The organism is Pseudomonas sp. Sample_21 (genome assembly GCF_004307525.1).
GTDB lineage: Bacteria > Pseudomonadota > Gammaproteobacteria > Pseudomonadales > Pseudomonadaceae > Aquipseudomonas > Aquipseudomonas atacamensis.
In genome coordinates this window covers 1-25,574 of the sequence record NZ_RCNZ01000141.1, presented here as the reverse complement: position 1 = coordinate 25,574, position 25,574 = coordinate 1, and the positions used below count along the sequence as shown (strand labels likewise).

The window sequence follows — 25,574 nt, the reverse complement described above, 5'->3', positions numbered from 1 at the left end:
TTAAGGTTTTTGTGGTGGCACGTCTGTGCGTGCTGGCGAGGATTATAGATAGTGATCCAGAACCGCAGCGCCGCCTTCGCGAGCAGGCTCGCTCCCACATTCAATCGCATTCCAGCTCAACCTGTGGGAGCGAGCCTGCTCGCGAAGAGGCCAGCCCAGCCACTAAAAGATCAATCAGCTGCGCGCAAAATCCACCGCCGCCGCAAATTGCGCCTCATTCGGCCGCACCCCGGTGTACAGGACAAATTGCTCCAGCGCCTGAATAGCAATCACCTCAAGCCCGGTGATCACGCGCTTGCCCTCGGCCCGCGCCCGCACGATCAGCGGCGTTTCCGAAGGGATCGCCACCACGTCGAATACAGTCTCAGCCGCTTTGATCACTTCAGGCTCGAACGCCAGTTGCCCCGCCTCCGGCCCGCCGTCCATGCCTACCGGGGTGACATTGATCAGCATCTGCGGGCGCTCGTCACCCAGCTCGGCCTGCCAGCGATAACCCAGCGAATCCGCCAGGGCGCGTCCGGCCCGCTCGTTACGGGCGACAATCAAACCGTTCTGGTAGCCACCATCGCGCAGGGCGCTGGCCACCGCTTTGGCCATGCCGCCGCTGCCGCGCAGGGCGAAGGTCGAATCTTTCGGCACCGCGTGGCTTTCCAGCAATTGCGCGACGGCGATGTAATCGGTGTTGTAGGCCTTGAGGTGGCCGCCAGTGTTGACGATGGTGTTGATCGACTGGATCGCCGCCGCCGACGCATCCAGCTCATCGACCAGCGCAATGCAGGCTTCCTTGAACGGCATCGACACGCCGCAGCCGCGAATGCCCAGTGCCCGGATGCCGCCGACCGCGCCGGTCAGGTCCTGGCTGCTGAACGCTTTGTAATAGAAATTCAGGCCCAGCTGTTCATACAAATGGTTGTGAAAACGCAGACCGAAATTCCCCGGCCGCCCCGATAGGGACATGCACAGTTGGGTGTCTTTGTTCGGGTTCATCTGCATGAAACTTCTCCTTCAAACGCACTTTCGGATGGACGGGATTGGCCAGCCCACCGGGTTCTGAATCATCATTGCGGCTTGTCTGTGGCGCCGCGCAGCCGGGTAAAGAAGCCGCTACAGACCTTACACAAAATTTACCCAGCGGCTGTGCTGAATTTCGCAAATTTGCTGTCTTAGCTGTATCCCCGCGACAACTGTGGGCCTGATTCAGGCCGCGGCGCCGGGTCGAAGAACCGAGGACTTATCATGATTCGTAAACTTCCCATCATGGCTTTGTTGATTGGCGCACTTGCCGTCACCGGTCAGGCTGAAGCGGGTGGTGGCCATGGCTGGCAGGGCCCTGCAGTGTTTGGCGCGATCGTCGGCTCGGCCATCATCGGCTCGGCACTGATCAACCAGGATCGGCCGGTGTATGTGCAGCAACAACCGGTTTATGTGCAGCCGCAACCGGTCTACGTGCAGCAACCGCCGCCACCGGTTTACTACCAACCGGCGCCGGTGTATGTACAACAACCGGTCTACGTGCAACCGGCCCCCGTCTATTACGGCCCGCCTCGTGGTTATTACGGTCGCCCCCACGGCTACTACGGCGGCCCGCATGGCTACTACGGCGGTCCACGCTGGTAAGCGCAACACAGAGCCCTGCTTTCGAGCGGGGCTTTTTTATGACCGTTGGTCGGGCAACGTCTGAAAAAATCGCGCCAAGGTCGCTGTGAGGACAATTCGACCAGCTAAAGTCGGCATGATGGAATCGACCGTCGGGCTTTTTTCATCAAACGGTCACCGCTTTGTCATGACGGAACCGCAATCTGAATCCGTCCGTAAACAACAGATCGATAACAACAAGGACGACTGTATGCCCACACAAAACCCGCACCGCATCGTCGGTCTGTGCACCTCGAGCAAGGTGTACAGCGCACTTACCGAGCTCAAGCATCTGGAAGGCCATCGCTGCGCCAAGCTGCTGTCCCTGCTCGCCGAAAACCTCGTGCACAAGGGCCTGCTCAATGAGCGCGAAGTCATGCACATGCTCGATCAAGTGGTCGAATGACGCCAGACCTCACTGGCATCAATGACCACTATCGAAAGCGTTGATTGTCCGTCGTGCCGGCAAATCCCTAAGGTAGCCCCATCAGTTTGATGGAGTTTTTCCCATGGCACAGGTTCAAATCATGTCGGTGATCGGCAGCGCAGTTCCCGCTTCGCTGCGTGCATCCGGTTTGCTCGCTTGCTGGTATCTGGTGCGCGATGGCGAGCCAATCAGCGGCCCGCTCACCTCCTTGCCAGCAGCGCAGGCCTTGTCGCAACAGGTCGCCAGCAACACGTTTCATGCCTAAGGCAGCTGCACCTTGGGCTTGGTCTCGACGAACAGCGCCCAGCTCGACAGGAACAACGCGGCAATCAGCGGTCCGATCACAAAGCCGTTGAGGCCGAAGACCGCGAGGCCGCCGAGGGTGGAAACCAGAATCAGGTAATCGGGCATTTTCGTATCCTTGCCCACCAGAATCGGGCGCAGCACGTTGTCGACCAGGCCGATCACGAATACCCCGAACAAGCCCAGCACCACGCCCTGCCAGATCATGCCGCTGAGCAGGAAGTACACCGCCACCGGCGCCCAGACAATCCCCGCGCCCACCGCTGGCAACAGCGACAGAAACGCCATCAGCACCGCCCAGAGCAGCGCGCTGGGAATGTCGAGAAACCAGAAAATCAACCCGCCCAGCGCGCCTTGGGTCACGGCCACCACCACGTTGCCTTTGACCGTGGCGCGCACCACGCGGTTGAACTTCAGTTGCAGGCGGCGCTTGTGGTTTTCTTCCAGCGGCACGGCAGTGCGCATCTTGCGCGCCAGCTCAGGGCCGTCACGCAGAAAGAAAAACAGCAGATACAGCATGATGAAAAAGCTCACCACGAATTCGAACGTGCCCTGGCCGAAACTGAAAGCCTGAGTCGCCAGCGCCTGGCTGCCCTGCATCGCCGCTTTGACGATCTTCTCGCGCAAGCTGTCGAGTTCGCCCATGCCGAAGCGGTCGAGCAAGTGCTGAAAGTACGGCGGCAGGCTGTGCTTGAACTGCGCCAGATACGCAGCGATGTCCAGCTCGCCGCTTTCGATGTTCTTGTAGACCGTCGCGCCTTCCTGCACCAGCAGGATGCTGACGATGATCACCGGCAGAATCGCGATCACCAGGCACAGGCTCAAGGTGCACAGCGACGTCACGTTGCGTTGCAAGCCGAACTTCTGCTGCAACCTGCGCTGTACCGGCGCAAACAGAATGCCGAGGATCACAGCCCAGAACACCGCGCCGTAAAACGGCAGCAGAATCCAGATAAAAGCCACCGTGACCAGCACCAGCAGCACTGTCAGGGATTTGAATTGCAGACTCTTTTCGTTCATATCCGGTCCATGTCAGTCAGGCGTCACGCACGCCCGCCCCACTTAGTCAGCCGCCGAGCGCGCGAGTGCCATGTTTATTCATGGAGCATAGATCCAGATCAATAAACCCTCGCAACAGCTGCCCTACCCTGCGCGGCTTTTGCGACCGACACCCAAATGCAGACTCTCATCGCCCCCGAGCTTCTCGCCCCCGCCGGCACCCTGAAAAACATGCGTTACGCCTTCGCTTATGGCGCCGATGCGGTCTACGCCGGCCAGCCGCGCTACAGCCTGCGGGTGCGCAACAACGAATTCGACCACGCCAACCTGGCGCTGGGCATCCGTGAGGCGCAGGCGCAGGGCAAGCGCTTCTACGTGGTGGTCAACATCGCCCCGCACAACGCCAAGCTGAAGACGTTTCTCAAGGATCTGGCGCCGGTGATCGAGATGGCCCCGGATGCGCTGATCATGTCCGACCCCGGCCTGATCATGCTGGTGCGCCAGCACTTTGCGCAGATGCCGATTCATCTGTCGGTGCAGGCCAACACGGTGAATTGGGCGAGCGTCGAGTTCTGGCAGCAACAGGGACTGAGCCGGATCATTCTGTCGCGCGAACTGTCGCTGGAAGAGATCGGCGAAATCCGCGAGCAGGTGCCGGGTATGGAGCTGGAAGTGTTCGTGCACGGCGCGCTATGCATGGCCTATTCCGGGCGCTGCCTGCTTTCCGGTTACATGAACAAGCGCGATGCCAATCAGGGCACCTGCACCAACGCCTGCCGCTGGAAGTACACGGCGCAAGAAGCCACACAAAACCAGCTCGGCGAGATCGTCCAGACCTTTCAACCCGAGCCCACGCTAGGCCTCGGCGCACCGACCGATCAGGTCTTTCTGTTGCAGGAAGCCAATCGTCCCGATGAATTGATGCCGGCTTTCGAAGACGAACACGGCACCTACATCATGAACGCCAAGGATCTGCGCGCGGTGCAGCATGTCGAGCGGCTGACGCGCATGGGCGTGCATTCATTGAAGATCGAAGGCCGGACCAAATCGCATTTCTACTGCGCACGCACCACTCAGGTGTATCGCCGGGCGATCGATGATGCCGTGGCCGGACGCGAGTTCGATCGCAGCCTGATGCTGGATCTCGAGTCGCTGGCCCAGCGCGGCTATACCGAAGGTTTTCTGCGCCGCCATGTGCACGACGAATATCAGAACTATCAGCACGGCAGTTCGGTGTCGGAGCGGCAGCAGTTCGTTGGCGAGCTGACCGGCGAGCGCCGGGACCGCCTGGCCGAGGTGAAAGTGAAGAATCGTTTTGCCGTGGGCGATCATCTGGAACTGATGACGCCCAAGGGCAATTTCCATTTTGATCTGCATGAATTGCAGAGTGTCAGCGGCCAAGCGATCGAAGTGGCGCTGGGGGACGGGCATACGGTGTACGTGCCGATACCGGATGCGGTGGACTTGCGCTTTGGGTTGTTGATGCGGGATTTGCCGCGGACCTGAATCCCACCCTAGCCCTCTCCCAGAGGGAGAGGGGACTGATCGGGGGATATTTCAGAGGTACGCTGACCTGAACGGGGACCGCTGAATCCGCAAACTACACAGCGCTGGTTGTGCTCGTGAATCCATAAGCGGCTCGGACTTTCAGGTCGATGTCTGGCGCAAGACACCTCGGTTGGCCCCCTCTCCCTCCGGGAGAGGGCTGGGGTGAGGGCCGCTTTTCTATTGGGCAAACTCCTCCCGCAACATCGCCACAAATGCATCTCGCGCCGGGTGCACGCCGGCGTTTTCATGCCAGTAAAACAAATTCTCGATCGCCATCAGTTCAGCGAACTCGTAACCCTCGCAGCCCGCGCCTTTGGCGTACTGCTCGAACACGCCCCTGGGCACCAGCGCCACCCCCGCGCCGGCGCTGACGCAGCCGACAATCGCTCCGTAACTGGCCAGACTGACAATCGGCAGCGCCTGCCCTCGGCGCAGTAACCAATGCTCAAGTGCCGCGCGGTATGGGCAACCCGGTGGCCACATGAACAGGGTTTTGTCTTGCAGATCCGCGATGTCACGCACCGGGCCGAATGAAGTCGAGGCGATCAGTAACAATTCCTCTCGATACATCGGCGTGCGTTTGAGCTGAGCACGTTCGACATCTACCGCCACGATCGCACCATCCAGGCGATGGTTGACGGTGTCGTCGAGCAACTGGCTCCAGGTGCCGGTGGTAAGTTCCAGTGCCACTTGCGGGTAGCGCTTGTGGAATTTCGCCAGCAGGCGCGGCAAGCGCCCGGTCGCCGAAGACTCGATGGCGCCGATGCGCAGCGGTCCGGACGGCTCGGCGGCCGGGTCGAGCGCGCGTTTGGCTTCGACGGTCAGCGCCAGAATCTTTTGCGCATAAACCAGAAAGGTCTGCCCCGCCGGGCTGATGCGCAGTCCGCGCCCCTCGCGCAAGAACAGCGCCACGCCCAACTCGGCCTCCAGCGCTTTGATCCGCGCAGTGATGTTCGACGGCACGCAGAACAGCTTTTCGGCGGCCCGGGCAATGCTGCCGGCATCGGCCACAGTCTTGAACATGCGGATTTGCGCCAGCTCCATAATCATCACTCTGAGTGAACAGTCAGCGCAGTATAAGTCAGTTGTGGCGAATTATCGGGCGCCCGGATACTCGGCGCATCCACTGCCCTGGTGCCTCGATCATGACTTCCACTTCTACCTGCAAAATCATCCTGGCCATGGCGTTTGTCATCGGCTGCTGGGGCTATTCGCCCACTGGCATTCACATCGGCTTGCAAGGGTATGAGCCCGGACATCTGGCCTTGCTGCGTTTTCTGCTGGCGTCGCTGTTGATGGCGCTGATCGCAATTTTCAAAGGCATTCGCCTGCCGCAGTGGCGCGATGTGCCGTTACTGTTTGCCTTGGGCTTCTTTGCCGTCAGCCTGCATCACGTCGCGTTGAACATCGGCCAGCAAGGCATCAGTGCCGGGGCTTCCAGCGTGCTGGCGCAATCGAGCCCGTTATTCAGCACGCTGCTGGCGCGGTTTGTGTTCAAGGACCGCGTCAGCATCTGGCGTTGGGGTTGTGTGCTGCTTGGATTTGTCGGCGTGGTGATCGTGGTCAGTGGCGACAAGGGCCTGGGCGCTATCAATGCCCATGGCTTGTTGATCTTGTTGGCGGCGCTTTCCTGGAGCCTCTATTTCGCCCTGCAAAAACATCATGCGCGGCGCTACGACGGTTTCAGTCTGGGCTGCTACGCGGTGTGGTCGGGGACGTTGCTGTTGCTGATTTATCTGCCGGGGCTGGCTGACGCCGTGATGCAGGCGCCGCCGCGTGCGCAGTGGGCGGTGCTGATGTTGGGGGTGTTTCCCAGCGCTCTGGCGTATCTGGCCTGGGGTTTCGTGCTCAAGCATGTGGACTTGAGTCGGGCGACGATGACCTTGTATCTGATACCGCCGACGGCCATGGGAATTGCGTCGTGGGGATTGGGGGAACGGCCGACGTTGATGGTGCTGATGGGAGCGGTGGTGGTGTTGATCAGTGTGTTGGCGTTGAATCTGGAGCGTGGGGTTGGCGTCGTTCGAGCAGTTGAGAACAAGGCTTGAATCTGCTGTGAAGCCGATGCCGTCTTCGCGAGCAGGCTCGCTCCCACAGTGGATCTGTGTCGTACATACATCCATTGTGGGAGCGAGCCTGCTCGCGAAGAGGCCGGCCCACTCAATGAATAATCGAGACCTCAGCGCATATCATCCGACAACGGTGTCGGCTCGTCCGCCGGCGGTACATCGTCGTCATCCGGCGGATCCTTCCAGTCATCCGGGCGGTCGGCATCGCTCAGTGGATCGCGCCCCGGGTCCATGCCCGGCGGTGCGTCGTGATCGCTCAGCGTCGGCTCGTCGGTGCCGGATACGGGGCGGGTCTGGTCGGTGGGCGCCATGCCACCGGGAACAAGCGAGTCATCAGCCATGCTGCACCTCACAATACTGGCCCGGATTATCCGGGGCGTATTGTTTGGAAGCGCGGGTGCTGAGGGCGTGCGGTAGATCAGACCAGCGGCATCAGCCTTGGGCGATAAAGCGATCACGACTGTTGGTCAGGTGCAGCCACATCGCGGCGCGGGCGGCATCGGCGTCCTGACGCTTGATCGCATTCAGAATCGCCTCGTGTTCCAGATTGGCCAAGTACCCGAGCTTGCTCAGATCCGCCGCGCCGCGCTCGGCGGCATTCAGGCGATTGCGCGGGATCATCGCACTGCCCAGGTGCTGCATGATCTCGCTGAAACAAGCGTTGCCGGTGGCCTCGGCGATCAGCAGATGAAAACGCCGATCGGCTTCCACGCAACTGTCGTTGTTCGCCAGCAGCCGTTGATAGTCATCCAGCGCCTGACGCATCTGCTGCACCTGCTGCTCACTGCGCCGCTGCGCCGCCAGCGCCGCCGCTTGCGTCTCCAGGCCCATGCGCAATTCGAGAATGCTGCGCACACCGAGCGCCGTATCGACGTTCAGGCGCAGGCCCTGCTCCGCGGCGCGCTCGATCACGAAAGTACCGATACCATGGCGCGTCTCGACCAGCCCCGAGGCCTGCAACTTGGAGATCGCCTCGCGCACCACCGTGCGGCTGACCCCGTGCTCCTGCACGATGGAGTTCTCCGACGGTAGCTTGTCACCGGGCGACAGTTGTCCGAGCAGGATGCTCTGGGTGAGCTTTTCCACCAGGTCATGAGCGAGGTTGTGCGTGCGTTTGCGCGCGGGCGCGTCGAGGTCTTCTTGCATGATCGGTTCCGGTGATCGGGGCTTGCCGATCGTAGCACTGCGGGATGACGGTTGAGATGGATTTTAGCGGTCGACGGGCCATCAACTTGTATGACAACACTCAATTACATCGAATATTTTCGATAGCCAGCCATCACGCATCACCATTCACATATCAAAAATGCGCTCCGCTCGACTGGCTCAACAATCAATAAATACGGGCTTAGATCCTGTTTTCGCATAAGAAACCGAACAATCAGAAGAATTTAATCGCCCCTCCCCACTTGTAGGACAAAAAACCACAGTTGTATGATGTCTATCAACAACGCAGCACTCAGTCCTACCCGCATAAAAATAATCAGTGGGAGAAAACATCAGTGAAAACCTCCGTCTCCGGGATGCAGGACAGCGTCGACCCGACGCTCGCCTCAGCCATCTCCAAAGTCAAACGCCACGTCCTGCCGCTCTTCGTGATCATGTTCATCGTCAATTACATTGACCGGGTGAACATCGGCTTCGTCCGCACCCACATGGAAACCGATCTGGGCATCGGTGCTGCCGCCTATGGCTTCGGCGCCGGGCTGTTCTTTATCGGTTACGCGCTGTTCGAAGTGCCGTCCAACATGCTTCTGCAAAAAGTAGGCGCGCGGATCTGGCTGACCCGCATCATGTTCACCTGGGGCATAGTCGCGGCCTGCATGGCCTTCATCCAGAACGAAACCCACTTCTATATTCTGCGTTTCCTGCTCGGTGTCGCCGAGGCCGGGTTCTTTCCCGGGGTGATTTATTACTTCACCCGTTGGCTGCCAGGCGTTGAGCGCGGCAAGGCGATCGCGATCTTCCTCAGCGGCTCGGCCGTGGCCTCGCTGATCTCCGGTCCGCTGTCCGGCCTGCTCCTGCAGATCAATGGGCTGGGCATGCACGGCTGGCAATGGATGTATTTCATCGAGGGGATGTTCTCGGTGTGCCTGTGCGTGATTGTCTGGTTCTGGCTGGATGCCAAACCCCACGACGCGAAATGGCTGAGCCGCGCCGAACAGGATGCGTTGGTCAGCGCCATCGACGACGAGCAAAAGGCCCGCGAAGCCGCGACGCCGATCCGGCCGTCGCTGGGCAAACTGCTCAAGGACCGGCAGATCATTCTGTTCTGCCTGATCTACTTCTTCATTCAGCTGACCATTTACGCGGCGACTTTCTGGCTGCCGAGCATCATCAAGAAGATGGGCGAACTCAGCGACGTGCAGGTCGGCCTGTTCAACTCGATTCCATGGTTGCTGTCGATCGTCGGCATGTACGCCTTCGCCTCGCTGTCGGCGAAGTGGAAACATCAACAAGCTTGGGTCGCCACTGCCCTGTTGATCGCGGCAGCGGGGATGTTCATGTCCACCACTGGCGGGCCGATCTTTGCCTTCGTCGCGATCTGCTTTGCGGCGCTGGGTTTCAAATCCGCCTCGTCGCTGTTCTGGCCGATTCCCCAGGCTTATCTGGATGCACGCATCGCGGCGGCAGTGATCGCGCTGATCAACTCGGTGGGCAACCTCGGCGGCTTCGTCGCACCGACCACTTTTGGCCTGCTTGAGCAACACACCGGCTCGATTCAGGGCGGCCTCTATGGTCTGGCCGCGACCTCGATCATCGCCGCAATCATCGTCCTCGCCGCTCGCACCACGCCCAAACCCGCTGCTGAAAAGGCTGTGGCCGACGCCGCGCCGAAACACGCCTGACTACGTCTCGACAAGGAAAACAACAATGACTGTTAATGACAGCGCCAAAGCTCCGATCATCACCGACATGCAGGTCATTCCGGTGGCCGGTCACGACGGCATGCTGCTCAACCTGAGCGGCGCCCACGGGCCGTTTTTCACCCGTAACATCGTCATCCTCAAGGACAACGCCGGCCACACCGGCGTCGGCGAAGTGCCCGGTGGCGAGCGCATTCGCCAGACCCTGGAAGATGCACGCAATCTGGTGGTCGGCAGCCCTATCGGCACCTACCAGAAGATCCTCAACCAGGTGCGCCAGACCTTCGCCGACCGCGATGCCGGCGGCCGCGGCCTGCAAACATTCGACCTGCGCATCACCATTCACGCGGTCACCGGCCTGGAGGCCGCCCTCCTCGACCTGCTCGGCCAGCATCTCGACGTGCCAGTGGCGGCGCTGCTCGGTGAAGGTCAGCAACGCGACGAAGTGAAGATGCTCGGTTATCTGTTCTACGTCGGCGATCAACACGAAACCGATCTGGCCTATCGCAGCGAACCGGACGCCGACAACGACTGGTTCCGTGTGCGCCACGAGAAAGCCATGACCGCCGAAGCAGTCGTGCGTCTGGCCGAGGCGGCGCACGCCAAGTACGGTTTCAAGGATTTCAAACTCAAGGGCGGCGTGCTCAGCGGCGATGCCGAAATCGAAGCGGTCACGGCACTGGCCGAGCGCTTCCCTGAAGCGCGAATCACCCTCGACCCGAACGGCGCCTGGTCGCTGAAAGAGGCGATCCGTCTGTGCCGCGATCAGCACCACGTACTCGCCTACGCCGAAGACCCGTGCGGTGCGGAAAACGGTTATTCCGGGCGCGAAGTCATGGCTGAATTCCGCCGCGCCACCGGGCTGAAAACCGCGACCAACATGATCGCCACCGACTGGCGCGAAATGGGCCACGCGATTCAGTTGCAGTCAGTGGACATCCCGCTGGCCGACCCGCACTTCTGGACCATGCAGGGTTCGGTACGCGTCGCGCAGATGTGCTACGAGTGGGGCCTGACCTGGGGCTCGCATTCCAACAACCACTTCGATATTTCCCTGGCCATGTTCACCCACGTCGCCGCCGCCGCACCCGGGGAGATTACCGCCATCGACACCCACTGGATCTGGCAGGACGGTCAGCGCCTGACCAAGGCACCGCTGCAGATTGTCGATGGTCTCGTGCAGGTGCCGAAAAAACCCGGGCTGGGTGTGGAGCTGGACATGGATCAAGTGGCCAAGGCCCACGAACTGTACAAAGGCATGGGCCTCGGCGCGCGGGATGACAGCGTGGCGATGCAGTTCCTGATTCCGGGGTGGAAATTCGATAACAAGCGGCCGTGTCTGGTGCGGTAATCCAGCAGGCGCCGCTGATTTCAATTGTGGGAGCGAGCCTGCTCGCGAAGGCGTCAGGTCAGTCGATAGTGCTGTCGCTGATACACCGCTTTCGCGAGCAGGCTCGCTCCCACAAGGGGGTTTTGTGTCAGGCAGAAACTTGCAGCAACCAGGTTTTGAACGCTTTCATCGCCACCGTTTCCGCTCGCGACTGCAACCGTGTCAGCCAGTAACTGCCGGTGGTGATCTCGATCGCAAACGGCTGGCAAATCGCATCAGCCGCCAGTTGCCGGGCGAACATCAGCGGCGGCGCCAACGCCACGCCGCCGCCCTGCAATGCGGCTTCCATCATTGCCAGCGACGAATCGAACACGATGCTTTGCGGTGGCGCGGCCTGCGTCGCCAGGCCCGCTGCGTGAAACCACTCCGGCCATTCATCGGTGCGATAGGAGCGCAGCAAGGTCTGCTGCAACAGGTCCGCCGGCGAGTGCAGTTGCCGGGCAATCTCCGGCACGCACAATACCGACAACGGCGCATCGAGCAAGCGTGTCGCCTCGATGCCATGCCAGGCGCCAGCACCGAAACGAATGGCGTAATCCAGTCCTTCCGCCGCCACATCCACCCGGTTGTTATTGGTCGACAGACGTAAATCTATAAGCGGATGTTTCCCCCGAAAGTCCGCCAGCCTCGGCAACAGCCAACCCACAGCAAAAGTGCCCACCGCGCCGACCGTCAACATGTCGCGATACTGCCCACCGGCCAGACGTTCGAGCATCTGCGCAATATGATCGAATGATGTGCTGAGTACCGGCAGCAAGGTTTCGCCTTCACTGGTCAGCATCAGCCCACGGGGCAGGCGTTTGAACAGGGTCAGGCTGAGTTGCGCTTCCAGGCTTTTGACCTGATGGCTCACCGCCGCTTGTGTCACGCACAACTCGACGGCAGCACGGGTAAAACTCAAGTGACGTGCCGAGGCTTCAAATGCGCGCAGAGCGTTGAGCGGCAGTTGCGGTCGAATCATGCGTTGCCCCAAATTTTTCTAATGGCCCATGCGAGTTTTCATCGTTTGTCGAGGGCCGGCGAAGTGCCTAAATTGGCCGCGCTGATCGGCCGTCCGATGAAAAATCACCCGCAGTGTAGCGGGATACACCAATCGACACTCATGGAGAGTGATTCAATCATGTGTTCCTTAAAACCGAGCAAGGTCTTTTCCTACAGCGCTTTCGCACTGTTCTTCGGCAGCGTTGCCTGTCATGCCGCAACGCCGACGGATGCGCAATTGCAGGCACTGGTCAGCCAAGCCGTCACCCCGGTGATGCAGCAAAACAACATCCCGGGGCTGACCGTAGCGATCACCCTGAATGGCCAGGCGCATTACTTTAACTACGGGGTCGCCGCTAAAGACACCGCACAAAAGGTCAGCGAAAACACCCTCTTCGAAGTCGGCTCGGTGAGTAAAACCTTCACCGCCACCCTCGCCGGTTACGCCCAGGCCACAGGCAAACTCGACCTGTCGAGCAAGGCCAGCCAACTCTGGCCGGAGCTCAAGGGCAGCGCCTTCGACAACATCAGCGTGCTGCAACTGGGCACCTACAGTGCTGGCGGACTGCCGCTGCAATTTCCCGCTGAGGCGGATTCTTCCGACAGGATGCTCGGCTATTACCAACAATGGAAACCGCAGTTTCCCGCCGGCAGCCATCGCCTGTATTCCAACCCGAGCCTGGGCCTGTTCGGCTACCTGACGGCGAAAAGCCTCGGCCAGCCGTTCGACCAGGCAATGACGCAAACCCTGCTGCCGAAACTCGGCCTTCAGCACACCTTCCTCAGCGTACCGCCAGCGCAGTCGAAGCTTTATGCCCAAGGCTACGACAGCGCCGACCAACCGGTACGCGCCAGCCCCGGCGCCCTCGACGCCGAAGCCTACGGCATCAAAACCAGCGCCGCCGACCTGCTGCGTTACGTCCAGGCACAGCTGAAACCGGCCAGCCTTGCGCCTGATCTGCACCAAGCCATCGCCAACACCCACATCGGTTATTACCGCGTCGGCGACATGACCCAGGGCCTGGGCTGGGAGCGCTACGCCTACCCGATCAGCCTGGAAAAACTGCAAAACGGCAACTCGACCCCCATGGCCATGGAGCCGCACAAAGTCGAGTGGCTGACTCCACCGCAAGCTGAACCAGCCAATGTGCTGTTCAATAAGACCGGTTCTACACGGGGCTTTGGCGCGTATGTGGCGTTCGTGCCGTCGCGAGACATGGGCATTGTGATTCTTGCCAACAAGAACTACCCGAATGCCGAACGGGTGAAGATTGCGCATGAGATTTTCAGTCAGTTGACCGAATAAAGATCAAAAGATCGCAGCCTGCGGCAGCTCCATTGACCGAGTGAAAACCCGATCCTGTAGGAGCCGCCGCAGGCTGCGATCTTTTCGTTTCAGCGCTTAAAGCTGCGCCTGCAAGCGCCAGCCAATGACATCCATCAAGTCACAGCTATCGCGCAACGGAATCGCCAGCACCCGGGCGAAATCCTGCAACAGCAATGCATCGTGTCCCTTGCCCTCGTCCAGCGAAAGGCTCTCCATCAGCTGCGTCACACAGCGCAAGCGGTAAGCCGCGGTGCCGTGCAACACGTCAATGGGGGCTTCGCTGTCGATCAGCACACAGGGAATTTTGCAGTCAATCCCGGTGATCGGTATGTAACGCGCCATGGTAGAACCTCCCTGTTCAATGTTGAGTCGCCGTTGGGGGTGAATCGAGATTGTCCAGCGCGCGGTTGACCAGCAGTTCTCCGACTACCGCCAATTGCTGGATCGACAACGTCAGGCTGCGCTGCGCACCGCTCAACTCGCAGGCCAGATCTGTGGTCAGTACGTTCAGTGAGGCAAGGGTTTCGCAGGCATGGCTCAGCAGTGTCGCCGTGTCGATGTCGGGGAGAATGGTGAAAACGTGGCTGATGGGATCGGGTTGGCCGGGGTGGCGCAGACGCGGATTATTGGAGTCGAAGGAGCTTGAATCCATGGGGGATTCGGGGGGATTTGGAGTGTGTTTTTTCATAAATAAACCCTCGGGACATTTAAAGAAAAAACTGCCGAACTCACTTCCACGAGAGGGTGGCAGCTTTGCGCAGGTGTGGAAGTCCGGGGAAACCCGAGGAACCCGGTGCACTCGAGAGTGCTCCTGCGCATAGCTGCCATAAGCAAACAATGTTGGCATAAAAACCACCAACATGTGTCTACAGGCGCAATGCGCGCTCGGGAATCACCGGACTTCCACATCCGACCACTGTGTTTTTCAGCGGCCAAAAGAGGTTATCCCTCTGCGTCACAACGCACCAGTTCACCACGGCCGCCGCGTCTTGCAGGAAAAATCCACTGGGTTTGAAGGGTGTCGGCGTCAGACATTTCGGCAGGCACATGCTGCAATGACTTTCGATCAGCAGATGACTTGTGGGAGCGAGCCTGCTCGCGAATGCGCTCGATCAGCCACCTTTCAGCGCCTGAAAAACCGCTTTCGCGAGCAGGCTCGCTCCCACATTTGAACTGTGTATTTCACAAAAAAATGTGGGAGTTGGTTTGCCAGCTCCCACAGGGATTTTGCTTCATTCAGTCAACGCGCAATCAATCATCCGGCATCTGCGGCGGTTTGCTCGGTTTCGCCGGTTTGCTGCCCTTCGCGCCTTTGGCCGGTTCCGGCTCGGTGGCGGCAGGTGTTTGTGCGGCGGCCGCAGCGGCGGCTTCTTTTTCGGCCATGGGCATGGCGTCGATGGTTTCGAAGATTTTCGCCAGGCTCAATGCCTTGGCTTCGTCACCCGAGGCGGAGAGCTTGGTTTCGCCGTCCTTGCCCACCAGGAACACTTTTGGATAAGCCCCCGCGCCGAGCTTCAGCGAACGCAGCAGGGCCATGGTGTCCTGCTGGCCCATGTCCTTGCCGTCGAGCTGGCCGGACATGCTGAGGATGGTGTAGACCTTGATGTTGCGGTCGGTGACGCCCTTTTTGTTGGCCGGATCTTCCAGCGACTTCTTCAGGCTCAGCCACACCGGGTCGACAGTGCTTTGCGCAATCACGATCAGCGGGCGGGCGCGGCCCACGTCCCCGGCCAGGGGTGAATCGCTGTCGGCGGCGAACAAGGGGCCGGCGACTGCCAGCAAGAGGGTCAGGGTCAGGGACCTGATGAGCATGCGCATCTCCTTTTGATATCCACGCACTACTGATTGCGCATCGTGGCGATTGTTCCGGCGGCGTCTGGCAAAAAGGCATTGCCCTGTCAGAAGCTTAGGTCAGGGAGAACTTTGCGCAACATGACGCAAGCGATCATTGGCACATCCCTACGGCCGCTGCATTGGAAGTGTTTGCTCCAGGCTGACTCAGAACGCCAACTTATAACCAATCAAAACCAGCATCGTCGCCAGGCACGGGCGCAGGACTTCGTCGGAGATGCGTCCGGTCAGGTGGCTGCCGAGCCAGATGCCGGGCAGCGAGCCCATCAGCAGGAAGCCCAGCACGCCCCAATCCATGTTGCCCATGCTTGCGTGGCCGAGGCCGGCGACGAGGGTCAGGGGTACGGCGTGGGCGATTTCGGTGCCGACCAGGCGGCGGGTTGGCAGTAGCGGGTAGAGGATGAACAAGGCGACGGTGCCCAGTGCGCCGGCGCCAATCGAGGTCAGGGCGACCATGGTGCCGAGGATCAGACCGGTGATCACCGTCATCACGTTAAGCCGCGAACCGCTCGGGTTGTAGTTGCCGCCGGCGCGTTTGTGGGCGAATTCGAGCAAGCGTTTCTTGAAGAAGATTGCCAGGGCAGTGGCGAAGAGGACGAAGCCGAGCGCCTGTTTGATGATGGCGTTCATCGCGTCCGGCGCGGTGTGCAGGGTGCTGAGGAACCACAGGGTCATGGCCACGGCTGGCACGCTGCCGAGGGTCAGCCAGCCGGTGATCGCCCAGTCGATGTTCTTGTTCTTCCTGTGAACGAGGACGCCGCTGGATTTGGTGATCGCAGCGTACAGCAGATCGGTACCCACCGCCGTCGCCGGGTTGATGCCGAACCACAGCAGAATCGGCGTCATCAACGAACCGCCGCCGACACCGGTCATGCCTACGATAAACCCAACCACCAGCCCGGCAATCACCAGGCCGAAATTTGCCAATTCCATTCAAACGTCCAGAAAACGACAGGAAAATCTGGCCCGCAGCATAGCGATTTTTCTTATAACCACATATATCGATGCGGTCTATCGTTATGCCATATCGAATTCACCGCAGATCTCTGTGGGAGCGAGCCTGCTCGCGAAGGGGGTGTCAGCCGACCGATGAGTTGAATGACACAACGCATTCGCGAGCAGGCTCGCTCCCACAGTGGATCTTTGCGCCACAGCAAACCTGCAAGGCTCACTGCACCGGCAAGAAATTCAGAAACAGCAGGCTCTGCGCGTAATTCAGGCCGATCCTGCGATAGCGCTCATCGAGCATCTGCGTGAGCAGGTCCAGGCGCGCGACGATTTTGCTGAATTCGGTGGCGAAGCTGAGGTTGCTGCCCTCCTCCGAGATTTCGTTGGAGAACAGCAGCGGCTGGCCTTCCTTGTTTTGTCGTTGCGACAAAATCCACATGGCTTTTTCGATGTTGCGCGCGGCGTTGTGCACGAACGTCGGGTTGATCGCGTCGGTCATGTAGAACTCGGTGCGATTGCCGTGGGCGGTGACCAGCATGCTGCCGATCGCATAGATGAACGCGCCGACGCGGTCGCCGAGGAATTCCGGACTCATCGCATAGCTCAGCGCCGCCAGGTCCTTGCGCCCGCCCAGCACGGGCAACGGCTGCTGTTGCTCGACAGCGAGACGCACCTGTTTCACGGCGGCGTTGATGGTGAGGAAACCGGATTTGCGCAGTTCTTCCGGGTTGCGCAGGTAAAGTTTGCCCATCAATCGATAGAGACTGTCGAGGTTGTCGCGCATCGCCAGGGTGGCCATACGGTCGACGCTGGTCTGCAGAAATTCCTGCGGCTGCCCTTCACGTATCTGATTGAAAAATCCATTGCCGTTCTGGTGGCTGCAGCCGCTGAGCAACAGCGACAACAGGCAGGCCAGCAGCAGGCACGGGCGGCGGTGAGCGGCGGTGATCAGGGCAAAAACACTCGGCATGAAGTCTCGGACAGGCACATTCCTGTGCGGCGGGAGTCACCGCATCCTGGCCATGCATAGAGCCGCCGATTGCGAAAAAGTGCAGTGCCTTGGCGGTGAGCCGACCTTCGGCGCTTTTCGCCACATCAATTAGTCGGACTTTATATTTGCCAACAGCGGTAAATCCGCTATAAATCTTCTGCGAAATATTCAATAGCCTGACTAATTGCGTTTTCTCAAAACAACAACAAAAAGGAAGGTCAACCATGCTTCAATCCCGTCACCTGCTCTCCGGCCTCGGACTGTCCCTGATGATCGCTACCCTTTCCGCCAACGCGGCGGGCCTGACCGCCGAACACAAAGCCTTCGGCAAAACCAATGACGGCACGCCTGTCGAACAGTACATCCTGCGCAATAGCCACGGCATGCAAGCCACCGTCATCACCTACGGCGCGACCCTGCAAGCGCTGAAAGTCGCTGACAAACACGGCAAGTTCGACGACGTCGTCTTGGGTTTTGACGATGTGCAGGGCTATCAGAAAGGCACCGCGTACTTCGGCGCGACCATCGGCCGCTTCGGCAACCGCCTGGCCGAAGGTGCTTTCGAACTCGATGGCAAGCGCTATCAAGTGCCGCAGAACGACAAATCCAACGCCCTGCACGGCGGCCCCGAAGGTTTCGACAAGAAAGTCTGGAAGGCCAGGGAAACCAAGGACAAGGATTCGGTGGGCGTAACCCTGACCTACCTGTCGGCCGACGGCGAGATGGGCTTCCCGGGCAATCTGACCACCGAAGTCACCTATCGCCTGACCGACAACAACGAACTGCGCATCGACTACAAGGCCAGCACTGACAAGCCGACCGTGCTCAACCTGACCAACCACAGTTACTTCAACCTGGCCGGCGCCGGCAATGGCGATATTCTCAAGCAAGTCGCCATGATCAACTCCAGCCATTACACGCCGGTCACCGCCAAACTGATCCCGACCGGGGAGCTGGCGCCTGTCGCCGGTACGCCGATGGACTTCAGCAAACCGACGGCGATCGGCACGCACATCAAGGCTGATCATCCGCAGCTGAAATTCGCCGAGCCGAAACAGGGCGGCTTCGATTTCAACTGGGCGCTGGACACCAAGGGCGATGTCAGCAAGCTCGCTACCGAAGTCAGCGACCCGCAATCCGGACGCGTCCTGCAACTGTTCACCAGCGAGCCGGGCGTGCAGTTCTACACCAGCAACTTCCTCGACGGCACGGTCAAGGGCAAGGGCGGCAAGGTCTATCCACACTGGGGCGCATTCACCCTCGAGACCCAGCACTACCCGGATTCGCCGAACCAGCCGGACTTCCCAAGCACGCGGCTTGATCCGGGGCAGACCTATGCCCACAGCGTGATACTGAAGTTCTCCGCCAAGTAACCTGCCATGCTCCCCTGTGGCGAGGGGATTCATCCCCGTTGGGATGCGAAGCAGCCCCGATCCTGCAACACGCGTTGTATCAGACAGCGTTCTATTGCAGGTTTTTGGGGCTGCTTCGCAGCCCAGCGGGGATAAATCCCCTCGCCACAAATCCCCGCCACAAGATCTCCTGACCACAATTGATCCGGTTTCATCCTTGACTCCCCCTTCCTTCCGGGAACCCTTGCTCTATCCTGCTGCCCACTAAAGATATCGACTCTTTAAGGCAGGAGGTTTGAATGCATACCCTTGAGTTGGCCGGCGTGCAGGTTCCCGTGATTGGCCAGGGCACCTGGCGCATGGGCGAGGATCGTTCGGCGCACAGCCGTGAAGTGGCGGCGCTGCGCACCGGCATCGAGCTCGGCATGAGCCTGATCGATACCGCTGAGATGTACGCCGAGGGCGGCGCCGAAACGGTGGTCGGCGAAGCCATTGCCGGTCTGCGCGATCAAGTCTTTCTGGTCAGCAAGGTCTACCCGCACAACGCCAGCCGCCAGGGCATCCCGCAAGCCTGCGAGCGCAGTTTGCGTCGGCTCGGCACCGACTACATCGATCTGTATCTGCTGCACTGGCGCGGTCAGTATCCGCTGGAGGAAACCGTCGAAGCCTTCGAACGCCTGCGCGAGGACGGCAAGATCAGCCGTTGGGGCGTGTCGAATTTCGATGTCGACGACCTCGAAGAACTGTCCAGCTCGGCCTGCGCCACCAATCAGGTGCTGTACAACCTCGAAGAGCGCGGCATCGAATTTGATCTGCTGCCGTGGTGCCAACACCAGCGCCTGCCGTTGATGGCGTACTGTCCGATCGGCCAGGGCGGCGCGATGCTCGCCGAGCCGGTTCTGCAAGACATTGCCAGGCGCTACAACGCCACCCCGGCGCAGATTTCACTGGCGTGGCTCCTGCGTCAGGACGGCGTGATTGCGATTCCCAAGGCTGTGCGCCCCGAGCATGTACAACTCAATGCCGAGGCGGCCCGGTTGCACCTGGACGCCGGGGATCTGGCGGCGCTGGACAAGGTGTTCCCGGCGCCTCAACGCAAGCAGCGGCTGGCGATGGTCTGAGCTGCCGACCGCGAGGGCTTCGCCATGAGAAGCACAGATCTGCACGACCCGTACAACCTGCAACGTTTTGTCCAGGCACAGGATCCGGTGTTCGAACGGGTCCAGCGTGAACTCGAGACAGGCCGCAAGCGCAGCCACTGGATGTGGTTCGTCTTTCCGCAGTTCGCCGGATTGGGCGGCAGCGAAATGGCCCGCCGCTTCGCCATCGGTTCAGCCGAGGAAGCCCAGGCCTATCTGGCCCACGAGCTGCTCGGGGCGCGGCTGCGCACCTGCACGCAACTGGTGCTGAATGTGCCGCAGCGCTCGATTGCAGAAATTTTCGGCCATCCCGATGACCTGAAATTTCATTCTTCGATGACCCTGTTTGCCCAGTTCAGCGCCGAGGACAGTCTGTTCCATCAGGCGCTGGAGCGTTACTTCCACGGCATTCTCGATGAATGGACGCTGCAACTGCTCGACTCAAAACAGGCCCAGTTGCCCACCGATCAGGGTTGAGAAGTCGTCGTCGACAAACGGCAGAATCGCATCCGCCACCGGTTGCAGCTGTCGCGTGATGTAGTGGTCGTAGTCGATGGCGGCGCGGCGTACCTCCAGCGGCTCCGGGCCGGCCAAGGTGATGACGTAACTGATCCAGCCGCCGTTCTGATACTGCCGGGGCCGACCCTGCTCGGCGTTGTAGTCATCGGCGAGCCGCGCGGCGCGGACGTGGGGCGGCACGTTGCGTTCGTAATCGTCGAGAGTGCGGCGCAGACGTTTGCGGTAGATCAGCCGATCGTCGAACTCGCCGGCGAGGGTCTTGCGCACGTAATCGCGGACGTAATCCTGGTACGGCTTGCGCTGGAAGATCCGCTCATACAGTTCTTGCTGAAACTGCCGCGCCAGCAGCGACCAGTCGGTGCGCACGGTTTCCAGGCCTTTGTAGACCATTTCCTCGCTGCCATCGGCGCGGGTGACGAGGCCGGCGTAGCGCTTCTTGCTGCCCTCCTCCGCGCCGCGAATCGTCGGCATCAGGAAGCGCTTGTAGTGAATCTCGAACTGCAATTCCAGCGCGCTTTCCAGCCCGTATTCCTCGCGCACATGCGCGCGCCACCAATCGTTGACGTGTTTGACCAGCGCATGGCCGATCTGCGCCGCCTCTTCCTGACCGTGCAGGCGGCGCAGCCAGACGAAGGTTGAATCGGTGTCGCCGTAAATCACCGCATGGCCCTGCTCTTCGATCAACTGCCGGGTGCGCAGCATGATTTCGTGGCCGCGCAAGGTGATCGACGAGGCCAGTCGGGTATCGAAAAAACGGCAACCGCTGGAGCCGAGCACGCCGTAGAAGGCGTTCATGATGATTTTCAGCGCCTGGGACAGCGGCGCGTTGTGCTCGCGTTTGGCGGTTTCGCGCCCTTCGGCCACTCGCGCCACGATGGACGGCAGGCAATGGCGGGTGCGCGAGAAGCGTGCGCCACGAAAACCCGCTACCGAGTCAGCGTCGTCCGGGTGTTGCAGGCCCTCGATCAAACCCACCGGGTCGATCAGAAAGGTGCGAATGATCGACGGGTAGAGGCTTTTGTAATCGAGCACCAACACCGATTCGTAAAGCCCCGGCCGCGAATCCATGACAAAACCGCCGGGGCTGGCCTGCGGTGGATTGGTGCCCAGATTGGGTGCAACAAAGCCCTGGCGATGCATCAACGGCATGTACAAATGGGTGAACGCGGCAACCGAACCGCCGCTGCGGTCGGCCGGCAGTCCGGTAACGCTGGCGCGTTCGAGCAAAAACGTCAGCAGTTCGGTCTTGGCGAAGATTCGCGTGACCAGCTCGCAGTCCTTGAGGTTGTATTTGGCCAGCGCCGGTTTGTCTTCGGCGAACATGCGATTGATCTCGTCCATGCGCTGGTACGGATTGTTGATCGCCTTGCCTTCGCCGAGCAGCGTCTGCGCGACGTTTTCCAGGCTGAACGAGGGAAAACTCCAGGTCGCCGAACGCAACGACTCGATGCCATCGATGATCAGCCGCCCCGCTGCCGAGGCGAAGTAGTGATTGCGGCTGCCGTGCTCGCGCCACTGCATTTCCTCGCCGCCACGACCGATCTTCAGCGGCACGCCGAGACGCCGCGCATGTTCATGGAGGATGCGCAAATCGAACTGCACGACGTTCCAGCCAATGATTGCGTCGGGGTCGTGGCGGGCGAACCAGTCGTTGAGCTTCTTCAGAATGAGCGTGCGCGAATCGCAGTACTCGAGGTCGAAATCGACAATGCTCGCGTCGCCGTTCGGCGCGCCGAGCATGTACACCTGGCGCTCGCCACAGCCTTCCAGCGCGATGGAATACAGCTCGCCGTTTTCGGTGGTTTCGATGTCGAGTGAGACCAAGCGCAGTTTCGGCCGGTAATCGGGGTCGGGTTTCAGCTGGGCGTTGATCAGTACGCCGTCAGCATCCGGGGTGCCGCCAAACAGCACCGGCGCGGTGATGAAGCGCTCCATCAGATAGCGTTCCGGCGGGCGGACGTCGGCTTCAAAGACGTCGACGCCGGCGCGGTTGAGCGCGGTTTCGAGGCGCATCAACTGGCCATGCTGCTGGCAATACAGACCGAGCACCGGACGATGCTGAAAATCGAGCAAGGCCAACGGTCGCAGTTCCACATTCTTTTCATCGTGCAGCAGACGCTCGGCTGCTTCTCGCTGTGCGGCGGGAATAAATGCGACCGACGGCTGATGCGCCAGACGCACGCGGCGCGGCCCGGCGTCCGTTGCCAGCCAGAACTCGACTTCGGTGCCGGCCGGCGTATCGCGCCAATGCCGGGTCAGAACGAAGCCCTGCTGTAAATCCACCACTGCGACCTCAACGTTTCAATCAGAGCGCCATTCTACGCAGGATCTGTGGCGAGGGGATTTATCCCCGCTGGCCGCGAAGCGGCCCCGCTTTTAATGAAAGGGCCTGCTGCGCAGGCCAGCGGGGATAAATCCCCTCGCCACAGATAAATCCTCTGCCACAGATACCACCCCTTGTTACAGATAAATCCCCTAGCCACAGGCGCTTCATTTACCGATACAAAGATGTTTTTTCCGGCAAATGGCGTTTTTTGCACGCTAACTGCCGCTTTGCCACCTTGCTCTGCGCGGCTGCGTCTACGATGCTTGATGAACAACGACAACACCTGAGTAACCGCCATGAAGACCGTCGCCCAACTGCTCAAGCTCAAAGATCAGAAAAATCAGGAAGTGCACCAGATCAACCCCGATCACATGGTGCTCGAAGCGCTGATGAAGATGGCCGAGAAAAACGTCGGCGCCTTGCTGGTGGTCGAAGACGACAAAGTGGTCGGCATCATCAGCGAGCGTGACTATGCACGCAAACTGGTGCTGCACGGGCGCTCTTCGGTCGGTACGCCAGTGCGCGACATCATGGTCAAGGACGTGATCACCGTGGATACCCGACAAACCGTCGACACCTGCCTGGGCATCATGTCGGACAAACGCCTGCGCCACTTGCCGGTGGTCGAGGAGGGCCAGTTGATCGGCCTGTTGTCGATCGGCGACCTAGTGAAAGAGGCGATTGCCGAACAGGCCGAGCTGATCAAACAGCTGGAGCAGTACATTCGCGGGGAGTGAGCCCACCGCCGTGATCCCCTTGTGGGAGCGAGCCTGCTCACGAATGCGCCAAGTCAGTGATGATCGTTCCCACGCTCTGCGTGGGAATGCAGCCCGGGACGCTCCGCGTCCCTCTAAAGCCGAACGCGGAGCGTCCGTTGAGGCATTCCCACGCAGAGCGTGGGAACGATCTCGCCCGTCAGGCCGGCCAATGCCGCTCAAACACCGGTGCCAGCACCGGGTGCCGGTCGATCCTTTGCAGCCACGCATAAAAGCCCGGGCGGGTCTGGCGCAGGTGTTCGCGGCTGCCGGCCCAGCGGCTTACCACGGCCGCCAGCACATCCAGCGCGCCGGGCGTTTCGTCATCCAGATACAGCTCCCCGGAAAACTGATCGGCAAACACCTCCCAACTGAAGTGCAAGCGCTGGCGCGTGCCGGCGATCAGGTTTTGCCGTGCGCTCTCGTCGGGCGTGCTCAGCCAGCGTTCGGGGTAATCGATGATGCCGACCGCCGCATAGCAATTGCTGACGATATAGGCGAGACCGCGAATCGCCTGATCACGATCGGCTGCCTTGCTCGGCAGCAGGCCGGACTTGGGAAACGTCAGGCCCAGGTGAATCAGGATCGCCGCACTTTCGGTCATGGCGCTGCCGTCCGGCAGTTGCAAGGTTGGTATCTGTTTCAACGGATTGAGTTTGCCCAGCGCCTCGTCGGCCTCGGCGCTGGCTTCGGTATCAATGAAGCGATAGGCGATCTGGCACAACTCCAGTGCCGCCTCGATGGCAGCCGCGCCGGAATTCTTGTGCCCGTAGAGCTGGTACATGTCCGTTCCCCCGATAAGGCCTTTGCACAGGGTAGATGGCTGGCTGGCCTGACGTAGAAAATTCTGCAAATGTGTCGTGATTGGCACGTTTTTCCCATGCACTGCCGACTTGCGAAATCAACCTTCGCCAATCAGCGCTGGCGGTGCCCATCCCGCACCAAGAGCATTCATCGAACGCTATCCGCGTTCTTGTAAGGTGCGACAGCGAACCAAAAGTTCGCCTGTCCGAGCTGGCAATAAGGAGTTCACCCGTGAATCTTCAAATGCTCCGCCGTACGACATACCCCACTCACTCGCAAATCCAGACCCAAGTTCAGCCGAGCCTATTCAGCCTGGCGCGTTTCTCCTTTATTACCTGAAACCCAATGCACACTTTGCGTGCCTGGCGATCAAGCAATCGCCGGGCGCCGAGTGTTATTTATTTTTTAAATACGGCAATTAATAAAAGGCACAACAACAAGATTGTCGAACAATGACTTTCCGTCATTGAAGTTGCACCAAAAGCGCACGCCCGAATGTGATGCAGTTAACCAAAACTCCAGAATCAAAATAAGGAACTTGTCCCGTGAGCCGCTGAATGACTGACCTGCACCAAATCGATTCGCTACGCACCGATAGGTGCTAAGCCTGATCACCGAGCAGCCGCTCTATCCCGTCGATTGGCGTGATACAGCGTTCCCGCTGACTCGCTCTGGAAAAAGCCCTTCTGCGAGGACTTGAGGACCGCTTCGCGCCGAATAAACAGTGGGCGAAACTGAAACTTATATAAATGCGACATCAGTAACACCGAAGATTTGCGTTCAACCGGTTTCAGCAACTTCTGGCACACCTGTTGCAAACTGTAACAAACCTGAGACGGCTCACGTCTCCACACAACAACAAGCCACGGAATGGATAATGAACAATCGATATAGATGCTACTAAGCCACTAAGTTTGTTCGAGGCCGTTTAAACAGATAGTCCGACTATCGGCCCGCGTACACCTCTGAAGAAAGTTACACCTACTCACTCGAACATCAGCCAGATGTTCGGACGGCACCTTATTGCCCTTCATCTGACCCGAGGGAGCTTTAATGAACGATGCGGTAAAGCACAAAACCCTGCCGGGGCCGTTGCAGCAAGCGCCGGTCTCGCCGGCAACGGGCAGGCCGGCGTTTACAGCCAATACGTCACGACCCGGCGGGTTGAACAAACCACAGATGCTCTTGCTGATCGCCGTGTCGGCGCTGATACACGGCGGCGCGTGGTGGTTCTTCCATCAGGCGCGTCCGGAGCCACTGCCGACGCCGCCGGAAATCCCGGAAATGACCGTCGAGCTGACCAGCCCGACGCCTCCGGCCCCGCCAACACCGGAACCACCACC

25 protein-coding genes and 1 pseudogene are annotated in these 25,574 nt (G+C 60.0%); 13 read left to right on the top strand and 13 right to left on the bottom strand.

What is annotated here, in order from left to right; genetic code table 11:
• Positions 1–174: 174 nt before the first annotated feature.
• Complete coding sequence (locus D8U71_RS27600; RefSeq protein ID WP_071172956.1) at positions 175–993, bottom strand: shikimate 5-dehydrogenase; 819 nt, start codon at positions 991–993, stop codon at positions 175–177.
• A gap of 243 nt (positions 994–1,236) precedes the next feature.
• On the opposite strand from D8U71_RS27600, the gene D8U71_RS27595 reads away from it, so the two are divergent.
• The 3 genes from D8U71_RS27595 (at position 1,237) to D8U71_RS27585 (ending at position 2,327) form a co-directional block, all read left to right on the top strand.
• Positions 1,237–1,617: a hypothetical protein gene (locus tag D8U71_RS27595; protein ID WP_024013471.1), complete on the top strand. Its 381-nt coding sequence runs from the start codon at positions 1,237–1,239 to the stop codon at positions 1,615–1,617.
• Between the two features lie 229 nt (positions 1,618–1,846).
• On the top strand, positions 1,847–2,041 hold the full coding sequence (locus D8U71_RS27590; RefSeq protein WP_016770691.1) for a hypothetical protein: 195 nt from the start codon (positions 1,847–1,849) through the stop codon (positions 2,039–2,041).
• Positions 2,042–2,144: 103 nt separating this feature from the next.
• The gene (locus D8U71_RS27585; RefSeq protein WP_016770690.1) at positions 2,145–2,327 is read left to right on the top strand and encodes a hypothetical protein; all 183 of its coding nucleotides are present in this window, start codon (positions 2,145–2,147) and stop codon (positions 2,325–2,327) included.
• Here the strand turns inward: D8U71_RS27585 and D8U71_RS27580 are convergent.
• On the bottom strand, positions 2,324–3,385 hold the full coding sequence (locus D8U71_RS27580) for an AI-2E family transporter (RefSeq protein ID WP_024013473.1): 1,062 nt from the start codon (positions 3,383–3,385) through the stop codon (positions 2,324–2,326). The two genes, D8U71_RS27585 and D8U71_RS27580, sit on opposite strands and share 4 nt — an antisense overlap.
• 156 nt (positions 3,386–3,541) lie before the next feature.
• Between D8U71_RS27580 and yegQ the strand changes: the two genes are divergently transcribed.
• Positions 3,542–4,870, top strand: coding sequence for a tRNA 5-hydroxyuridine modification protein YegQ (gene yegQ / locus D8U71_RS27575; RefSeq protein WP_130889167.1), 1,329 nt, complete (start codon positions 3,542–3,544; stop codon positions 4,868–4,870).
• Positions 4,871–5,089: 219 nt separating this feature from the next.
• On the opposite strand, the gene D8U71_RS27570 is transcribed toward yegQ, so the two are convergent.
• Positions 5,090–5,956, bottom strand: a complete 867-nt coding sequence (locus tag D8U71_RS27570; RefSeq protein WP_130889166.1) for a LysR substrate-binding domain-containing protein — start codon at positions 5,954–5,956, stop codon at positions 5,090–5,092.
• Positions 5,957–6,057: 101 nt separating this feature from the next.
• Here D8U71_RS27570 and D8U71_RS27565 point away from each other — a divergent pair, with 101 nt between their 5' ends.
• On the top strand, positions 6,058–6,960 hold the full coding sequence (locus tag D8U71_RS27565; RefSeq protein ID WP_177434949.1) for a DMT family transporter: 903 nt from the start codon (positions 6,058–6,060) through the stop codon (positions 6,958–6,960).
• A gap of 131 nt (positions 6,961–7,091) precedes the next feature.
• Here D8U71_RS27565 and D8U71_RS27555 read toward each other — a convergent pair whose 3' ends face one another.
• Together D8U71_RS27555 and D8U71_RS27550 are read right to left on the bottom strand one after the other, a co-directional pair.
• Positions 7,092–7,322 carry a hypothetical protein gene (locus D8U71_RS27555; RefSeq protein ID WP_024013477.1) on the bottom strand — a complete coding sequence of 77 codons (231 nt, stop codon included), beginning with the start codon at positions 7,320–7,322 and terminating at the stop codon, positions 7,092–7,094.
• Positions 7,323–7,413: 91 nt separating this feature from the next.
• Positions 7,414–8,127 (bottom strand): FadR/GntR family transcriptional regulator, encoded by a 714-nt coding sequence (locus D8U71_RS27550; RefSeq protein ID WP_130889165.1) that lies wholly within the window; start codon positions 8,125–8,127, stop codon positions 7,414–7,416.
• Between the two features lie 356 nt (positions 8,128–8,483).
• Between D8U71_RS27550 and D8U71_RS27545 the strand changes: the two genes are divergently transcribed.
• A complete protein-coding gene (locus D8U71_RS27545; RefSeq protein ID WP_130889164.1) occupies positions 8,484–9,830 on the top strand; it encodes an MFS transporter in 1,347 nt (448 codons plus the stop codon).
• A 25-nt stretch (positions 9,831–9,855) separates the two neighbouring features.
• Complete coding sequence (gene gudD / locus D8U71_RS27540) at positions 9,856–11,199, top strand: glucarate dehydratase (RefSeq protein ID WP_130889163.1); 1,344 nt, start codon at positions 9,856–9,858, stop codon at positions 11,197–11,199.
• A gap of 127 nt (positions 11,200–11,326) precedes the next feature.
• Here the strand turns inward: gudD and D8U71_RS27535 are convergent, their stop codons facing one another.
• Complete coding sequence (locus tag D8U71_RS27535) at positions 11,327–12,199, bottom strand: LysR family transcriptional regulator (RefSeq protein WP_125927594.1); 873 nt, start codon at positions 12,197–12,199, stop codon at positions 11,327–11,329.
• A gap of 159 nt (positions 12,200–12,358) precedes the next feature.
• On the opposite strand from D8U71_RS27535, the gene ampC reads away from it, so the two are divergent.
• Positions 12,359–13,525 (top strand): class C beta-lactamase, encoded by a 1,167-nt coding sequence (gene ampC / locus D8U71_RS27530; protein ID WP_130889162.1) that lies wholly within the window; start codon positions 12,359–12,361, stop codon positions 13,523–13,525.
• Between the two features lie 96 nt (positions 13,526–13,621).
• Here the strand turns inward: ampC and D8U71_RS27525 are convergent, their stop codons facing one another.
• The 5 genes from D8U71_RS27525 to D8U71_RS27505 all read right to left on the bottom strand — a co-directional run bounded on the left by D8U71_RS27525 (position 13,622) and on the right by D8U71_RS27505 (position 17,315).
• Positions 13,622–13,888, bottom strand: coding sequence for a hypothetical protein (locus D8U71_RS27525; protein ID WP_016775363.1), 267 nt, complete (start codon positions 13,886–13,888; stop codon positions 13,622–13,624).
• A gap of 16 nt (positions 13,889–13,904) precedes the next feature.
• Positions 13,905–14,234: a DUF6124 family protein gene (locus D8U71_RS27520; RefSeq protein WP_122603104.1), complete on the bottom strand. Its 330-nt coding sequence runs from the start codon at positions 14,232–14,234 to the stop codon at positions 13,905–13,907.
• A 563-nt stretch (positions 14,235–14,797) separates the two neighbouring features.
• Positions 14,798–15,358, bottom strand: a complete 561-nt coding sequence (locus tag D8U71_RS27515; protein WP_130889161.1) for a DUF4174 domain-containing protein — start codon at positions 15,356–15,358, stop codon at positions 14,798–14,800.
• A 186-nt stretch (positions 15,359–15,544) separates the two neighbouring features.
• Entirely contained in the window at positions 15,545–16,330 is a 786-nt protein-coding gene (locus tag D8U71_RS27510) for a sulfite exporter TauE/SafE family protein (protein WP_071172964.1), read from the bottom strand.
• Between the two features lie 235 nt (positions 16,331–16,565).
• Positions 16,566–17,315: a hypothetical protein gene (locus D8U71_RS27505; RefSeq protein ID WP_130889160.1), complete on the bottom strand. Its 750-nt coding sequence runs from the start codon at positions 17,313–17,315 to the stop codon at positions 16,566–16,568.
• Between the two features lie 245 nt (positions 17,316–17,560).
• On the opposite strand from D8U71_RS27505, the gene D8U71_RS27500 reads away from it, so the two are divergent.
• The 3 genes from D8U71_RS27500 (at position 17,561) to D8U71_RS27490 (ending at position 20,304) form a co-directional block, all read left to right on the top strand.
• Positions 17,561–18,709, top strand: a complete 1,149-nt coding sequence (locus D8U71_RS27500) for an aldose epimerase family protein (protein WP_122508139.1) — start codon at positions 17,561–17,563, stop codon at positions 18,707–18,709.
• 278 nt (positions 18,710–18,987) lie between these two features.
• Entirely contained in the window at positions 18,988–19,809 is an 822-nt protein-coding gene (locus D8U71_RS27495; RefSeq protein WP_130889159.1) for an aldo/keto reductase, read from the top strand.
• A 24-nt stretch (positions 19,810–19,833) separates the two neighbouring features.
• Complete coding sequence (locus D8U71_RS27490) at positions 19,834–20,304, top strand: DUF1810 domain-containing protein (protein ID WP_122698472.1); 471 nt, start codon at positions 19,834–19,836, stop codon at positions 20,302–20,304.
• Here the strand turns inward: D8U71_RS27490 and D8U71_RS27485 are convergent.
• Positions 20,269–22,629, bottom strand: a complete 2,361-nt coding sequence (locus D8U71_RS27485) for a DNA polymerase II (protein ID WP_177434948.1) — start codon at positions 22,627–22,629, stop codon at positions 20,269–20,271. The two genes, D8U71_RS27490 and D8U71_RS27485, sit on opposite strands and share 36 nt — an antisense overlap.
• Positions 22,630–22,968: 339 nt before the next feature.
• On the opposite strand from D8U71_RS27485, the gene D8U71_RS27480 reads away from it, so the two are divergent.
• Positions 22,969–23,409, top strand: coding sequence for a CBS domain-containing protein (locus tag D8U71_RS27480; protein ID WP_130889157.1), 441 nt, complete (start codon positions 22,969–22,971; stop codon positions 23,407–23,409).
• 178 nt (positions 23,410–23,587) lie between these two features.
• Here D8U71_RS27480 and D8U71_RS27470 read toward each other — a convergent pair whose 3' ends face one another.
• The gene (locus D8U71_RS27470; protein WP_073471360.1) at positions 23,588–24,211 is read right to left on the bottom strand and encodes a glutathione S-transferase N-terminal domain-containing protein; all 624 of its coding nucleotides are present in this window, start codon (positions 24,209–24,211) and stop codon (positions 23,588–23,590) included.
• Positions 24,212–25,284: 1,073 nt separating this feature from the next.
• On the opposite strand from D8U71_RS27470, the pseudogene D8U71_RS27465 reads away from it, so the two are divergent.
• A pseudogene (locus D8U71_RS27465) lies at positions 25,285–25,574 on the top strand (energy transducer TonB); the annotation flags it as partial.